The sequence below is a fragment of the Allobosea sp. FW305-C-101 genome, assembly GCF_058783685.1.
Map to the genome: position 1 here is coordinate 29,384 of NZ_JBYSYT010000001.1, position 14,419 is coordinate 43,802.

Here is a 14,419-nt window from a genome sequence, read left to right on the forward strand (position 1 = left end):
GGCTCAGGCCGCGCCGGCATAGGTGCGGACGGTCTCCAGGAATTTGGCGACCGAGATCGGCTTGGAGAGATAGGCCTCGCAGCCGCCCTCCCGGATCCGCTCCTCGTCGCCCTTCATGGCGAAGGCCGTGACCGCGACGACCGGGATCATCTTCAGGTCGTCATCCTCCTTGATCCATTTGGTGACCTCGAGCCCGGAGACCTCCGGAAGCTGGATATCCATCAGGATCAACGCCGGATGATGCGTCCGCGCCAACTCGATCGCCTCGATGCCATCCGACGTCTTCAGCGTCGCGTAGCCATGGGCCTCGAGCAGATCGTTGAAGAGCTTCATGTTGAGCTCGTTGTCCTCGACGATCAGAACCGTCTTCATCGGGCCGCCCTTCATTTGTGCCGGGAGCGCCACGCCGAAGGCGGGCTTTCCAAATTGGCGGCATCATCAGATGATTGCGTAGCACACGAGCAGTTGACGAAACGCAAACCGGATACCCGACTCAAGGCCTCATGATACGACGACCGACCACAGACGAGGCCGAGGCGCTCGCGCTCCAGGCCCTTGCCTTCCTGGCTTCCGAACCCGAGCGGATCGAGCCCTTTCTAAGCACGACAGGCCTCAACCCGGCCAATCTGCGCCAAGCCGCCGGAGAACCCGGCTTCCTCGCCGCCGTACTCGACCATATCGGCAGCAGCGATTCGCTCCTGCTGGAGTTTGCCGGAAATTTAAGGCTGAATCCCGAAATCGTCGCCGATGCCAGGCGCGTCCTCGCCGGGCCGGAGCCGGACGACATCCCGTGAGCACGGGCGCGCCCTCGCCGCGCTGGCTCTGCCGCGACTGCCTCGCGGATCACGACTCATCCGGGCCAGCGAAACGCTGCCCGGCCTGCGGCTCGCCGCGCCTGCTCAGTCATAGCGAGCGCGACAGCTTGAGCCTCGCCCATATCGATTGCGACGCCTTCTACGCCACGATCGAGAAGCGCGACGATCCGAGCCTGCAAGACAAGCCGGTCATCGTCGGCGGCGGCAAGCGCGGCGTGGTCTCGACCTGCTGCTATATCGCCCGCACCTACGGTGTCCGCTCGGCCATGCCGATGTTCAAGGCGCTGAAGGCCTGCCCTGACGCCGTGGTGGTCAAGCCGAACATGGCGAAATACGTCACGGTCGGCCGCCAGGTCCGCCAGCTCATGCGGGAACTCACGCCGCTGGTCGAGCCGCTCTCGATCGACGAGGCCTTCCTCGACCTCTCCGGGACGGAGCGATTGCATCATGCCAGCCCTGCTGTGACGCTGGCGCGCTTCGCGAGACATGTCGAAGCCGAGCTCGGCATCACCATCTCGGTCGGCCTGTCCTATGCCAAATTCCTGGCCAAGGTCGCCTCCGACCTCGACAAGCCGCGCGGCTTCTCGATCATCGGGCGGGGCGAGGCCGTCGCCTTCCTCTCGACCAAGCCGATCAGCCTCATCCCCGGCATGGGTCCGGCCGGTGTCGCCAGGCTCGCGGAAGGCGGCTTCAAGCTGATCGGTGACCTGCGCGAGGCGCCCGTCGACAAACTCTTCAAGCTTGCCGGCAAGGACGGGCCGCGCCTGAAGAACCTCGCCAACGGCATCGATACCCGCCAGGTCACGCCGGAGCGCGAGACCAAGAGCGTTTCAAGCGAAACGACGCTCGATGTCGATCTCGCCCGCTTCGAGGAGCTGGAACCGATCCTGTGGCGGCTCTGCGAAAAGACATCGAAAAGGCTGAAGGCGCAGGAGCTTGCGGGCCGGACCATCACCCTGAAGCTGAAGACGGCCGACTTCCACATCATCACCCGCGCCGCCCGCCTGCCGGAGCCGACGCAGCTTGCCGCCCGCCTCTTCACGGCCGGGGGCGACCTGCTGAAGCGCGAATGCAACGGCGCGCATTATCGCCTGATCGGCATCGGCGCGAGCGATTTCAGCCCGCCGGAGGCCGCCGACCATGGCGATCTCGCCGACACCGCAACGCCACGCCTGAAGGCGATGGAGGGCGCACTCGACAAGTTGCGCGCCCGCTTCGGGGACGAGGCGATCGGCAAGGGCCTGAGCCTGCGCCTGCCGCAGCGCCGCTCGTCGGAGCCCGCTACTTCGCGCAAGGCTCCTGAGGAAGAAGATCCAGACGAGTGAGCGTGCCGCGCAGCGCAAACGAGCCGTAATCGAGCCGGATCGCGCCGGTGACGCCGTTCTCGTAGAGCTCGAAATTGATGCTGTAGGCCGGCGTCGATTCGCCGGAGCCCGCCTTGAAATAGGAGATCGTCACCGGCCAGCGCGCCAGCTTCTCGAATTCGGGGCGCTGCAACGGCTTCTCGGAGGGGGCGGCCTCGATGCGCTTCCCGATGATCGAGAGCGTGTCATAGACCTCCTTGCCGGAATTGGCTCCGTCATAGAGCCTGACGCTCAGCGTCTTCTGCCCGGCGCGCGCGGCCTGGATCACGGCCTTCATCTGCGCATTCGGGAACAGCGCGTCGCTCGCCTCGCGATGCGTCTCGACCTTGGGCAGGCGCAGCTTCACCTCATAGCCGCCATCGCTCTTCTGCGCGGTGCCGTCGACCGTGTCCGGCTTGGCGCCGGCGGCGGTGCTTTCGGTCTTGAAGCGGTAATTCGCGCCGTCGCCGGCCTCGAAACTGGTGGTGCGGGCATCGATCAGGCGCGGACCGGCCTCGGTGCCGAGCTGCGTCACCTGCCGAAACGACAGCGCATAGCCCTCGCAGGCATCGCCGGTGAACTCGAAAGCGATGCGGCCCTTCGCTGTCTCGATGTTGCCGGATGGCTTGGTGCTGTCGAGCACGAGGTCATAGACCGCACGATGCGGCGACAGCACCACCCGCTCGGGCGCGGCTTGCGCCCAGGCCGGCACGGCGGCCAGAACCAGCGCTCCCGCCAAAACCCCGCTCGCCTGGGTCGCGAACTTCGAGACTGTTCCGTTCATGCGTCGCTTGTCCGTTGTGGCCTGCTGCGAAATCTAGGTGCATCGCGGCAATGGCGCAAACATGGCGGAGGCCGCTCTCACAACCGTCGCATCGGCCCTGCCCGCCCGGCATGCCACGGTGCTTGCGGGCTGCCCGGCCATCGGCCATGAAAGGCCTGCCCGAAGGCACCCTGCCTCGCTCGCGGAGCCAAGCCCATGAACGCCGCCGATACCCGCCTCGCCGAACTCGGCATCACCCTGCCGTCCCCGGCCGCGCCCATCGCCAACTATGTGCCGTATGTGATTACCGGCAACCTTCTGATCATCTCGGGCCAGATTTGCTTCGGGCTCGACGGCAAGCTCGCGGACAAGCACAAGGGCAAGCTCGGCGCCGAAATCTTCAACGAGGCCGGCCTTGAAGCCGCCCGCCTCTGCGCCATCAACGTGCTGGCGCAGGCGAAGGCCGCGCTCGGCGGCGATCTCGGCCGCATCGTGCGCTGCGTCCGCCTCGGTGGCTTCATCAACTCCGCGCCGCATTTCTCCGCCCTGCCGGCGATCATGAACGGTGCGTCCGACCTGATGGTCGAGGTGCTCGGCGACAAGGGCCGCCATGCCCGCTCGACCGTCGGCGTCGCCGAACTGCCGGCCGATGCCGCCGTCGAGGTCGAAGCGATGTTCGAGATCGCCTGATGTCCGCAGGGACTCTCAAGAATGCCTGCCGGCCCGATCTGGGCTGGGTGGTGGCGAAGCCGATCGCCCATCGCGGCCTGCATGATCTCGCTTCCGGCGTGATCGAGAACAGCCCCTCCGCTGCCACAGCCGCGATCGCGGGCGGGTTCGGCATCGAATGCGACGTCCAGCTCACCGCCGATGGCGAGGCGGTCGTCTTCCACGATTTCGTGCTCGACCGCCTGACGGGTGAGACCGGTACTGTCGTCGCGCGCAAGGCCGCGGAGCTCGGCGCGATCACGCTCAAGGGGTCGAACGATCCCATCCTCACGCTCTCGGCCTTCCTCGACCTGATCGGCGGGCGCGTGCCGCTCGTGATCGAGATCAAGAGCCGGTTCGACGGTGATCTGACCCTGACCAAGCGAACCGTGGAGGTTGTCGCGGGCTACAAGGGTCACCCGATCGTGATCAAATCCTTCGATCCGGATATCGTGAAGGCCCTGCGCGAGCTGGCGCCGGAGATTCCGCGCGGCATCGTGGCGATGAATGCCTATGATTACGGCGATTATGTCAGCCTCTCGCCGGAGCGGAAGCATGCGTTGGCCAATCTGCTGCACTTCACCGAGAGCCGGCCGGACTTCGTCTCCTGGAAGGTCACGGATCTGGAGAGCGCCGCGCCCTATCTCTGCCGCAACGCGCTCGGCCTGCCCCTGATGAGCTGGACGGTGCGCACGCCGGAAGAGCGGCAGCGGGCCGCGGCCATGGCCGACCAGATGGTCTTCGAGGGCTTTCGCCCTTGAGCGAAGCGGAGGGTAGCGATCTCACCGTTCGTGTCGCGACCTCCCTCAAGGCCGTCCCCGCAGGCGCATGGAATGCCTGCGCCAATCCTCATGCGCTGGCGGACGCAATATCGGCGCCCGCTACGCAGCCTACCGATCCCGCGCTCGACCGGGACAATCCCTTCGTCAGCCATGAATTCCTCATAGCGCTGGAAGACAGCCGCTGCATCGGTGGCCGCACCGGCTGGTCGCTTGCCTATCTCCTCGTCGAGGACGACGCCGGCCAGCTCTTGGCGGCATCGCCCAGCTTCCTGAAAAGCCACAGCCAGGGCGAATATGTCTTCGACCACAGCTGGGCCGATGCCTATGAGCGAGCGGGCGGGCGCTATTATCCCAAGCTTCAGGTCGCCGCGCCCTTCACTCCGGCAACCGGCCCGCGCCTCCTGGTCGCTGACGGCCCCCGCGCCGACGAGGCCCGCGCCGCGCTGATCAGCGGGCTGGAGGCCCTGCGGGGGCAGACGCAATCCTCCTCGGTCCATGTCACCTTCGCGCAGGAGCCGGACCTCGCCGCGCTGAAGCAGGCCGGCTATGTCGAGCGCAACGACCTGCAGTTCCATTGGCAGAACGAAGGCTTCGGCACCTACGACGACTTCCTGGCGACGCTGGCCTCCCGCAAGCGCAAGGCGCTGAAGCGTGAGCGGCGCGAGGCGCTCGCTAACGGCATCAGCATCGATGTCCTCTCCGGCAACGATCTCACCGCAGCGGTCTGGGACGACTTCTTCTCGTTCTATGAGGATACCGGCTCGCGCAAATGGGGCCGCCCTTATCTCAACCGCGCGTTCTTCTCAGCGGTCGGCGCGGCGATGGGCGAGCGGATCGTGCTGGTGATGGCGAAGCGCGCCGGGCGCTACATTGCCGGCGCCATCAATTTCCGCGGCGCCAACACGCTCTATGGCCGCAACTGGGGTTGCATCGAAGACCATCCCTTCCTGCATTTCGAGGTCTGCTACCACCAGGCCATCGACTATGCGATTGCGCACGGCCTCGCCCGCGTCGAGGCCGGTGCGCAGGGCGAGCATAAGCTCGCGCGCGGCTACCGGCCGGTCATCACCCGCTCGCTGCACCATATCGCCGACCCCGGCCTGCGCCGGCCTGTCGCCGCCTATCTTGCGCAGGAGCGCGAGCAGATCGCGGCGGCGCGCGAAGCGCTCGCAGCCGAAAGCCCCTTCCGCAAGACAGAGACCTCCGATGACTGACGCCGCGCTCGCGACTGCCGCCTCCGCTCCGATCTTCTGCGAGGACGACGAACTCGGCTATCGCCGCAGCCTCACCGACTTCACAATGCCGCTGACGCTCGACGAAAGCTACCGGCTGGCGCATCTGCCTCTGGTCGCGCCGGAGCATCCCGGAATCATCGCCCGGCGCGAGGGCAAGTTCTACGAGATGGGCCGCCACCCGGCAGTCTATTCGCTGGTTCTGCCGGTGGAAGACAGCGTGTTACGCGCTTCGCCCGCCTTCCTCGCTCTGGAGGCTGAACTGAAGGCCGCGCCCTTCGCCCATAAGATCGCCTGGAACATCCTGCCGAAACGGCAGGATCGCCTGCATGCGACGGTTTGCGGCTCGCTCGGTCTCGCCGAGGCACCGGTCATCGCCGCAGAAACGCGCGAAGCCCTGCGCCGGATAGAGCCCTTCACAGTCGAGCTGCGCGGGCTCTTCTCCGGCAATGTCAATCGCGGGCGGCTCTATCTGCCGGTCTATCCGGAGAAGCGCGCCGGCCGGAACATGTTGCAGGAGGTCCAGGCCGCTTTCGGCCGGGCGCCGGGCGATATCTGGCTGATCGGCCTCTACAACCTCACCGACGATCTCGATGCCGGCGAGACCGCGGCGCTGGCCGACATCGTCGCGCGCTGGTGGGGTAAGTCCCTGCTCAGCCTCACCGTCAGCGAGCTTCAGGTCATGGGCGCCAGCGACGATCTCGTGCTCGACGCCCATGTCGAGACGGTGCTGCCGCTCGGCGCCTGAGGCAGGCCCATCAGCCGGTCCGCGGCCTTGACGCCCCGGCTGGCGCGCCGCAGCTTGCGCCTACCTTTTTCGATCCTGCCGGACCCGCCATGACCGCCTATGATCCGTCCAACGTCTTCGCCAAGATCCTGCGCGGCGAGTTGCCCTCCCACACCGTCTACGAGGACACTGACACGCTCGCGATCATGGACATCATGCCGCGTGCCGACGGCCATGTGCTGGTGGTCCCGAAGGCAGCCTGCCGCAATGTCTTCGATGCCCCGGCCGATGCGCTGAAGGCGGTGGCGCTGACCACGCAGAAGCTGGCGCGCGCGGTGAAGGCTGCCTTCTCGGCAGAAGGCGTCACCATCCAGCAATTCAACGAGGCCGCCGGCGGCCAGGTCGTGTTCCATCTCCACGTCCATGTCATGCCGCGTTTCGACGGCGTGGCGCTGCGCCCGCATACCGGCGCGATGGAGAAGAACGAGGTGCTCGCCAGCAATGCCGAGAAAATCCGCGAGGCCCTGAAAAAAATCTGACGGGCCATGTCACAGCGGGGTGAGCTGCCTCGTCTTGTCGTCATCAACCGATGGAGACAATCATGAGCCAACGCCTCAACGCCTTCCAGATCGCGCCCGAAGCCTACAAGGCCATGCTGGTCCTGCAGGATTACGTCAACAAGTCGGCCCTCGAGCACAGCCTGATGGAGCTGGTGAAGATCCGCGCCTCGCAGATCAACCGCTGTGCCTATTGCCTGCACATGCATGTGCTCGACGCGCGCAAGGCCGGCGAGACCGAGGCGCGCATCAACCTGCTCAATGCCTGGGAGGAATCCGAGCTCTATACGCCGCGCGAGCGCGCCGCCCTGCGCTGGACGGAAGAATTGACCCGCGCCTCCGAGCGCAGCCCGAGCGACGCGGCCTATGCCGAGCTCAAGGAGCATTTCAGCGAGAAGGACATGGTCGACCTGTCCTTCGCCATCGGCGCCATCAACACCTGGAACCGCGTCAATGTGGGCTTCCGCACGCGCCATCCGGCCGACCGGCCGCGCAAGAGCGAGGCTGCCGCCTGATGACGCCAGCCCGGCGCGCATGACGAGCGCGCCCGCCAGCCCCTTCGAGGCCAACCGGTCCTACCTGACCCGCCTCGCCTACCGCATGCTCGGCTCGCTCAGCGATGCCGAGGATGTGGTGCAGGATGCATGGCTGCGCTGGCATGACTCCGCGCCGGAGGCGATCGCCAATCCGCGCGCCTGGCTTGGGCGCGTGGTGACACGGCTCTGCCTCGACCTGATGAAATCGGCGCGGCGCAAGCGCGAGACCTATGTCGGTGCCTGGCTGCCCGAGCCGCTGATCGAGACGATCGGCGCGGCTCCGAGCGCCGACGAAGCGATCGACGTGCCCTACGCACTCCAGCTCGCGCTGGAGCGGCTGTCGCCGCTGGAGCGCGCCGCCTTCCTGCTGCACGATGTCTTCGATCTGCCGTTCAGCGAAATCGCCGATACGCTCGGGCGCAGCGAAGCCGCCTGCCGGCAATTGGTCTCACGGGCGCGCCGCCATGCGCGCGAGGAGGACGGCCCGCGCCATCCGCTCTCACCGGAAGAGGCAAGACGTTATGCAAAAGCCTTCTTCGAGGCCGCCCACAGTACCGATGCCACCATCCTCAAGAGCATGCTCGCCCATGACGCGATCCTGCGCGCGGATGGCGGCGGCAAGGTCAATTCGGTGCTGAACCCGATCCTTGGCAGCGACAAGATCGGCCGCTTCTTCGCCGGTATCAGCCGCCATGTCGAACGGGAGGCACGGGCGACCACGCGCTATCAATTCGTGATGATCAACGGGCTGCCCGGCTATGTCAGCCTGGAGCGCGGCGAGACCGTGCAGGCGATGGCCCTCGACATCCGCGACGGGGCGGTCGCAGCGATCTACGTCATCCGCAACCCCGACAAGCTCGGCCATGTCCGGCGTTTGCTGGCGGAGGCCTAGCCAGCGAACAGCCAGACGCCCCCGATCAGGACCGTCTCACCGGCCAGGACCGCGAGCATCATCCGGCGCTTGTCGAACAGCATCACGGCAGCCGCGGCAGCCAATGCCGCGATACGCACCCAGCCCGGAGCTGCCGCCAGCACACCCGGCGGCGAGACGATCAGCTTGGCGACGATCCCTGCGAGCAGCGCGGTCGCGACCGCCCTCACCCATTCCAGCAATGGCGAGTCATTGGAGAGTCCACGCGCGAAGCCGACCGCGAGCCAGCGCCAGATTTCCGTCGGCAACACGGCAAAGAGCATCAGCGCGAGATAGGGCCAGAGCGGCCCGTCGAGCAGGGCGATCGGCTGGGTCATGCCGGCCTCCGCTTCCGTCCGATGAGAAAGGCGATGGTTCCTGCGACAAGGCCCGCGACGATCAGGTCGAAGCCTCCGCCGATGAAGCGTTCGCAGATCGGCGCCAGCGCAAGCCCGAGCAGGAGCGCCGCCACGTCACCGCGATGGCGCAAGCCGGCGATCAGCGAGACCAGAAAGAACATGGGCGTGAGGCACAACAGACCGGCGGCGAAGGGGATCGGCAGTGCGCCGAGCAGGTAATAGCCCGCGAAGGTGCCGATCGAGCTCACCGCCATGCAGGTATTGGCGAAGCCGAGGAAATAGGCGACGCGCTGATGCGGGGCGATGCCGGGCAGGCGCCGCAGGCCCTCGCTCCAGGCAGTGACAGCAACGTAATGCGCGAGGAAAAGCTGCTGCCAGACGCTCTGGCCGGGACGGCGCAGCAGCGGCAGGATCGCCATCGTCATCGGCAGGAAACGCAACGAGGCAAAGCCGATCGCGATCGCGATGGCGCTCCAGGCGGCGCCGGCCGCGATCGAAGCGAAGAAGAGCACCTGCGACGGGCCGGCCCAGACCAGGATCGTCGAGAGCACGGCGACATCGACGGGATAGCCGACATCGCGGGCGAGCGAGCCGATCCCGATCAATCCGAAGCCGACGATCCAGGCCGGCAGCATCAGCGCATCGCGCATGCCGGCCAGCGCGACGCGCTGCCAGCTCCAGTCGGCGGATACGCTCATGAGGTCATCGCGAGGGGATGCATTCGGAAGGGGCTCGATCCCGGCAGGCCCGGAAGCTCCGTCCTCTATCGTTCATGCATGCGGCGCTTGATAGATATCAGCAAGCCGGCCCGCCCTGCGGCAGGCGCAAGAAATGCCCTCAGCCTTGGCCGGGCTTCACGATCCGGGTCAGGCGATTGTCGGTGAAGAGGTAGATCTCGCGGCCGCCGGGCTCGGAATAGAGCACCTGGACCTCGCGCTGGCCCTTGCCGCTCTCGCCGACGAGCACGTCGGTCGGGCGCGCGCCCTTCAGCTTCAGCAGCTCGCATTCGGTGATGCCGGGCGCGATCTCCTTCGGCAGCGGCCGGGTCGAGGGATCGAGCGAGACGCCGACGCTGCATTCGCCTTCCGGCGTCAAAACCGGCTCCCGCGTCGAGATGCCGGCGCTGGCGGTGGTGGTCGTCATCGTGGTGACGCCCCCCTTCGTCTCGGACTGGAAGGCAAAACCGCCCATATCGACCGAACAGCCGGCAAGGGCCGCGGTGCAGAGCAACAGAACAGGCAGTCTCACGCTTTCTTCTCCCAACGGCCGGCGTCGTCCTGCTGCCAGTAGCTGGCGGCATGGCCCGAGGCCCTGGCCTTCTTCCAATCCTCGCGGGCGGCAGCGAGCGCCTCGGGATCGTCTCCATCGAATATCAGGACGACGCGCTCGTAGTCCTGCATTGCGTCGGGAATGCGAACCCCGTCGGCGCAGATCCGGACCTGTGCGGCATTCGGATTATGCGCCTGCGTCGTCAGCACGACCGGATTTTGCGGTGCATCGGCCTCCAGCGCCGTGACATGCGGCAGGAAGCTTTCATCCGCATATGTCCAGAGGTGATCGTCGAGCACGCTCAGACGCTCCTGGCCGCCGACCTCGACGACGACCTTCTGGCCGCGCGACAGGGCGCGGTCGAGGATCGTCGGCAGGACCTGCTCCAGCGGGCGGGACTGCAGATGGAAAAACAGGATCTCGGCCATCGAACCCCTTATATCCTAACGGGTTGCCGGCATTATCGCAGAAATCGAATCAATCCTCGTAGTGGTCGGCGACCAGCCGGTCGAGCAGGCGCACGCCCCAGCCCGGCCCCCAGGACCGGTTGATTTCCGAATTCGCGGCGGCCATTCCGGTTCCCGCGATGTCGAGATGCGCCCAGGGCGTGTCGTTGACATGCCGCTGCAGGAACTGCGCCGCGGTGATCGAGCCGCCATAGCGACCGGCCGAGTTCTTCATGTCGGCGAATTTCGAATCGATCATCTTGTCGTAGGCCTTGCCGAGCGGCATGCGCCAGACCGTCTCGCCGGTGGCGATGCCGGCCGCCGTCAGGCGCTCCGAGAGTTCGTCATTGTTGCTGAACAGGCCGGCATTCTCCTGTGCCAGCGCCACGAGGATCGCGCCGGTCAGCGTCGCCAGGTTGATCATGAAGCGCGGCTCGAAGCGCTCCTGCGTGTACCAGAGCACGTCCGCCAGGACGAGGCGGCCCTCGGCGTCGGTGTTGATGATCTCGATGGTTTGGCCCGAGAGCGAGGTGACGATGTCGCCGGGGCGCTGGGCATTGCCGTCAGGCATGTTCTCGACGAGGCCAATCACACCGATGGCGTTGACCTTGGCCTTGCGGCCGGCGAGCGCCTGCATCAGGCCGACGACGCAGGCCGCGCCGGCCATGTCGCCCTTCATGTCCTCCATGCCGGCGCCCGGCTTCAGCGATATGCCACCGGTGTCGAAAGTCACGCCCTTGCCGACGAAGGCGACGGGCTTCTCGTCTTTCTTCGCGCCATTCCAGCGCATGATGGCGACGCGGCTTTCACGGCGGGAGCCCTGGCCGACGCCGAGCAGCGCGCGCATGCCGATCTTCTTCAGCGCCTTCTCATCGAGGATCTCGATCTCGACGCCGAGCTTCTCCAGCTTGGCGGCCCGATCGGCGAACTCCTCGGGATAGAGGACGTTCGGCGGCTCGTTCACGAGGTCGCGAGCCTGGAGGACGCCGGCGGCGATGGCGTCAGTCGTCTTCACGGCCTTCTTGACGGAAGACGCGTCAGCCGTACGCAGGGTGACCGTCAGCGGCTCGGCCTCGTCCTTGTCCTTGCTCTTGGTCTTGTAGCGATCGAAGGCATAGGCGCGCAGCCTGAGCCCCAGCGCGATATCGGCGGCCTGTCTCGCCTCGATCGCCCCCTCGGGCAACGCGAGGACGATCTCGGCGCTGCGGCCGGTGCCGAGCCGGCCGGCGATGGCACCGCCCAGCTTGACGAAATCGAGCTTGGCGCGCTCGCCCTCGGGCCCGACGCCGACAACGATGAGGCGCTCATAGGAGGCGCCCTCAGGCGAAGGCAAGGTCAGGCCGGCCAGCGCCTTGCCCTTGAAGCGCTCGGCAGCCGCCGCCCGCGTCAGCAGTGCCTGCGCGCCCTCGCCCGCCCATTCCTGCGCCGCGCCGGGCACCGTGAGCTTATCAGAGACAAGGATCACCAGATCCTGCGCCTCGACGGCATCCAGGGCTTTGATTTCGAGCTTCAGGCGCTGCGACATGATCCGCTCACAATCTTGCGAAAATGACAGGGGAAGGACAATTGACGGCAGACGGCAAACGATTCCCGTTTGCGCCCTCGCCGCGCCTATACCATAGGGTGTGTCCGACGAACCACCTCGGAGGGCTCAAGGCTCTCCAGCTCCGGAACCGACGCGTGCTTCTCAACCGCCTCGATCGCTACATTCTGAAGATCGCGGCGGTGGCGGCGATCGTGCTGCTGCTCGGGCTGACCGGCGTGATCTGGGTCACGCAGGCGCTGCGCGAGGTCGATCTCATCACCGGCAAGGGCCAGACGGTCCTGATCTTCCTGACCGTGACGCTGCTCTCGCTGCCGGCGCTGATCGCCGGCATCGCGCCGGTCGCGCTGTTCATGTCGACGCTCTACACGCTCAACAGGCTTAACGGTGATTCCGAGCTGATCGTGATGAATGCCGCCGGCGTGGCGCCGCAGCGGATCACGCGGCCCTTCATCGTGCTGACGCTCGCGACCTCGCTGGTCGTGGCCTGGATGACCATCTCGGTCATGCCCGCGAGTTTCCGCATGCTGCGCGACCTGATCACGCTGATCCGCGCCGATTTCGTCGCCAACGTGGTCAAGGAAGGCCAGTTCGTCTCGCTCGATTCCGGCGTGACCTTCCATTACCGCGAGAAGGCCGGCGACGCGCTGATCGGCATCTTCATGCAGGATCGCCGCGACCCGTCGCAGCCCTCGATCTATCTCGCCGAGCGCGGCCGGACGGTCGAGGCCGAGGGCCAGAGCTTCCTGATGCTGGAGAAGGGCACGATCCAGCGCGAGGCCAAGAACACCAGCACGACCTCGATCATCTCCTTCGAGCGCTACGCCCTGAACCTGTCGGCGCTGACCGGCGATTCCAGCGGAGGCCCCGGCGAGGGCGATGGCGACAAGGTGATCTACAAGCCGCGCGAGCGCTCGACCTGGGAGCTGCTCACGCAGGACAAGAACGAGGCCTACTACAAGATCCAGGAAGGCCGCTTCCGGGCGGAGCTGCACAACCGGCTCTCGTCGCCGCTCTATCCCTTCGCCTTCATGCTGATCGCGTTTGCCGCCATCGGCGAGGCGCGCACGACCCGCCAGGGACGAGCTCTCGCGATCCAGTCGGCGATCATGATCGTCGGTGCCACCCGCATCGCGGCCTATGCCGCCTGGACCGCGAGCGTGCGTTCGCCCTTCGCGGCCGCGCTGCTCTATATCCTGCCGATCGGGGCCATCGTCCTGTCCACGGCCTTCATCTTCTACGGCGCCCGGATCCAGCCCGTCCTGGCTCGCCTGCTGTCCCCCGTCACAACGCCGCTGGTCAATCTCGCGGCCCGGTTCCGGCGCGCCTGATGCTGCTGTTCACGACCTTCGGCCGCTATCTGACGAAGCGCTTCACGCGCGCCATCGTCGGGGTCTTCAGCACCTTCTTCTTCCTGATCGGCACGCTCGACTTCGTCGAGTTGATGCGTCGCGCCGGCGATTCCCCGATCGCGACGACGCCGCGCATCGTCCAGCTCGCGCTCTTCCGGGCGCCGGCCGTGGCCGAGCAGATCTTCCCCTTCGCGGCATTGTTCGGCGGCATGTTCGCGTTGCTCACGCTGAGCCGGAAGCTCGAGCTCGTCGTCGCCCGCTCCGTCGGCGTCTCGGCCTGGCAGTTCCTGCAGCCGGCCGCCGCCGTCGCCGGCATCGTCGGGCTGGTCTCGATCATGATCTACAACCCGGTCGCGGCCGAGCTGAAGCGCAAGGCCACCGCGCTGGAGACACGCCTGTTCGTCCGCACGGGCGGCAAGTCCGGCCTGTCCCAGGAAATCTGGCTCCGGCAGCGCAGCGTCGACGGGCAAGCGATCATCCGTGCCGCCGGCGCCCTCCCGGACGAGGACGGCCTGTCGCAGGTCGCGTTCTTCATCTTCAACCCCGATGGCAGCTTCAAGGAACGAATCGACGCCCGGCAGGCCCTGCTGCGCCCAGGCCATTGGGAGCTCGCCGACGCGCGCTCCACCTCCGCCACGGAAGAGCCACAGAGCTATAAGAGCTACGTGCTCGCCACGACGCTGGAGCCGGAACAGATGCGCCAGAGCTTCACCCCACCCGACGCGGTGGGCTTCTGGTCCATGCCGGCTGTGATCGACAGGACACAGCGCGCCGGCCTCGACACGACCCCTTATGAGCTGCGCTATCAATCGCTTATGGCGCGCCCGCTGCTGCTCATTGCGATGGTGCTGGTGGCCGCATCCGTTTCTTTAAGATTTTTCCGGTTTGGTGGTGTGACCAAACTGGTGATAGGTGGCGTCGCGGCCGGGTTCGTGCTCTATGTGGCGACGCACTTGTCGGAGGAACTCGGATCGTCGGGAATCGTCAATCCGGTTGTCGCGGCGTGGTTGCCTGCAGCATTGGGGGCAATGCTGGGAGCACTCGCCCTCCTCCATCAGGAAGATGGGTGAAACGTAC

General features: G+C 66.4%; 18 protein-coding genes. 11 read left to right on the forward strand and 7 right to left on the reverse strand.

Annotation, left to right across the window (positions count from 1 at the left end; translation table 11 throughout):
• Nucleotides 1-3: 3 nt before the first annotated feature.
• A complete protein-coding gene (locus tag AC3WMA_RS00120) occupies nucleotides 4-372 on the reverse strand; it encodes a response regulator (RefSeq protein WP_492283401.1) in 369 nt (122 codons plus the stop codon).
• A gap of 131 nt (nucleotides 373-503) precedes the next feature.
• On the opposite strand from AC3WMA_RS00120, the gene AC3WMA_RS00125 reads away from it, so the two are divergent.
• On the forward strand, nucleotides 504-794 hold the full coding sequence (locus AC3WMA_RS00125) for a DUF3572 domain-containing protein (RefSeq protein ID WP_492283402.1): 291 nt from the start codon (nucleotides 504-506) through the stop codon (nucleotides 792-794).
• Complete coding sequence (locus AC3WMA_RS00130) at nucleotides 791-2,140, forward strand: DNA polymerase IV (protein ID WP_492283403.1); 1,350 nt, start codon at nucleotides 791-793, stop codon at nucleotides 2,138-2,140. Before AC3WMA_RS00125 ends, AC3WMA_RS00130 begins: the two co-directional genes overlap by 4 nt.
• Here AC3WMA_RS00130 and AC3WMA_RS00135 read toward each other — a convergent pair.
• Nucleotides 2,097-2,942: a cell envelope integrity EipB family protein gene (locus tag AC3WMA_RS00135; protein WP_492283404.1), complete on the reverse strand. Its 846-nt coding sequence runs from the start codon at nucleotides 2,940-2,942 to the stop codon at nucleotides 2,097-2,099. The two genes, AC3WMA_RS00130 and AC3WMA_RS00135, sit on opposite strands and share 44 nt — an antisense overlap.
• 195 nt (nucleotides 2,943-3,137) lie before the next feature.
• Between AC3WMA_RS00135 and AC3WMA_RS00140 the strand changes: the two genes are divergently transcribed.
• From AC3WMA_RS00140 to AC3WMA_RS00170, 7 genes are all read left to right on the forward strand, one after another.
• Entirely contained in the window at nucleotides 3,138-3,611 is a 474-nt protein-coding gene (locus tag AC3WMA_RS00140; RefSeq protein WP_492283405.1) for a RidA family protein, read from the forward strand.
• Nucleotides 3,611-4,390, forward strand: a complete 780-nt coding sequence (locus tag AC3WMA_RS00145) for a glycerophosphodiester phosphodiesterase family protein (protein ID WP_492283406.1) — start codon at nucleotides 3,611-3,613, stop codon at nucleotides 4,388-4,390. The genes AC3WMA_RS00140 and AC3WMA_RS00145 overlap by 1 nt, the downstream gene beginning before the upstream one ends.
• Entirely contained in the window at nucleotides 4,387-5,625 is a 1,239-nt protein-coding gene (locus tag AC3WMA_RS00150; RefSeq protein ID WP_492283407.1) for a GNAT family N-acetyltransferase, read from the forward strand. The genes AC3WMA_RS00145 and AC3WMA_RS00150 overlap by 4 nt, the downstream gene beginning before the upstream one ends.
• Nucleotides 5,618-6,391, forward strand: coding sequence for a 2'-5' RNA ligase family protein (locus AC3WMA_RS00155; RefSeq protein WP_492283408.1), 774 nt, complete (start codon nucleotides 5,618-5,620; stop codon nucleotides 6,389-6,391). The genes AC3WMA_RS00150 and AC3WMA_RS00155 overlap by 8 nt, the downstream gene beginning before the upstream one ends.
• An 89-nt stretch (nucleotides 6,392-6,480) precedes the next feature.
• A complete protein-coding gene (locus AC3WMA_RS00160; RefSeq protein WP_492283409.1) occupies nucleotides 6,481-6,909 on the forward strand; it encodes an HIT family protein in 429 nt (142 codons plus the stop codon).
• Between the two features lie 62 nt (nucleotides 6,910-6,971).
• A complete protein-coding gene (locus tag AC3WMA_RS00165; protein WP_492283410.1) occupies nucleotides 6,972-7,442 on the forward strand; it encodes a carboxymuconolactone decarboxylase family protein in 471 nt (156 codons plus the stop codon).
• Nucleotides 7,443-7,461: 19 nt separating this feature from the next.
• Nucleotides 7,462-8,355, forward strand: a complete 894-nt coding sequence (locus tag AC3WMA_RS00170) for a sigma-70 family RNA polymerase sigma factor (RefSeq protein ID WP_492283411.1) — start codon at nucleotides 7,462-7,464, stop codon at nucleotides 8,353-8,355.
• Here AC3WMA_RS00170 and AC3WMA_RS00175 read toward each other — a convergent pair.
• The 5 genes from AC3WMA_RS00175 to AC3WMA_RS00195 all read right to left on the reverse strand — a co-directional run bounded on the left by AC3WMA_RS00175 (nucleotide 8,352) and on the right by AC3WMA_RS00195 (nucleotide 11,972).
• Nucleotides 8,352-8,711: an AzlD domain-containing protein gene (locus tag AC3WMA_RS00175; RefSeq protein WP_492283412.1), complete on the reverse strand. Its 360-nt coding sequence runs from the start codon at nucleotides 8,709-8,711 to the stop codon at nucleotides 8,352-8,354. The genes AC3WMA_RS00170 and AC3WMA_RS00175 overlap by 4 nt on opposite strands.
• Nucleotides 8,708-9,430, reverse strand: coding sequence for an AzlC family ABC transporter permease (locus tag AC3WMA_RS00180; RefSeq protein ID WP_492283413.1), 723 nt, complete (start codon nucleotides 9,428-9,430; stop codon nucleotides 8,708-8,710). Before AC3WMA_RS00180 ends, AC3WMA_RS00175 begins: the two co-directional genes overlap by 4 nt.
• Nucleotides 9,431-9,569: 139 nt before the next feature.
• Nucleotides 9,570-9,980 carry a hypothetical protein gene (locus AC3WMA_RS00185; protein WP_492283414.1) on the reverse strand — a complete coding sequence of 137 codons (411 nt, stop codon included), beginning with the start codon at nucleotides 9,978-9,980 and terminating at the stop codon, nucleotides 9,570-9,572.
• Nucleotides 9,977-10,429: a DNA polymerase III subunit chi gene (locus AC3WMA_RS00190; protein ID WP_492283415.1), complete on the reverse strand. Its 453-nt coding sequence runs from the start codon at nucleotides 10,427-10,429 to the stop codon at nucleotides 9,977-9,979. Before AC3WMA_RS00190 ends, AC3WMA_RS00185 begins: the two co-directional genes overlap by 4 nt.
• Nucleotides 10,430-10,478: 49 nt before the next feature.
• Nucleotides 10,479-11,972, reverse strand: a complete 1,494-nt coding sequence (locus AC3WMA_RS00195) for a leucyl aminopeptidase (protein ID WP_492283416.1) — start codon at nucleotides 11,970-11,972, stop codon at nucleotides 10,479-10,481.
• A 155-nt stretch (nucleotides 11,973-12,127) separates the two neighbouring features.
• On the opposite strand from AC3WMA_RS00195, the gene lptF reads away from it, so the two are divergent.
• Both lptF and lptG read left to right on the forward strand, forming a co-directional pair.
• The gene (gene lptF, locus AC3WMA_RS00200) at nucleotides 12,128-13,321 is read left to right on the forward strand and encodes an LPS export ABC transporter permease LptF (protein ID WP_492283417.1); all 1,194 of its coding nucleotides are present in this window, start codon (nucleotides 12,128-12,130) and stop codon (nucleotides 13,319-13,321) included.
• Nucleotides 13,321-14,412, forward strand: a complete 1,092-nt coding sequence (gene lptG / locus AC3WMA_RS00205) for an LPS export ABC transporter permease LptG (protein WP_492283418.1) — start codon at nucleotides 13,321-13,323, stop codon at nucleotides 14,410-14,412. The genes lptF and lptG overlap by 1 nt, the downstream gene beginning before the upstream one ends.
• Nucleotides 14,413-14,419 lie beyond the last annotated feature (7 nt).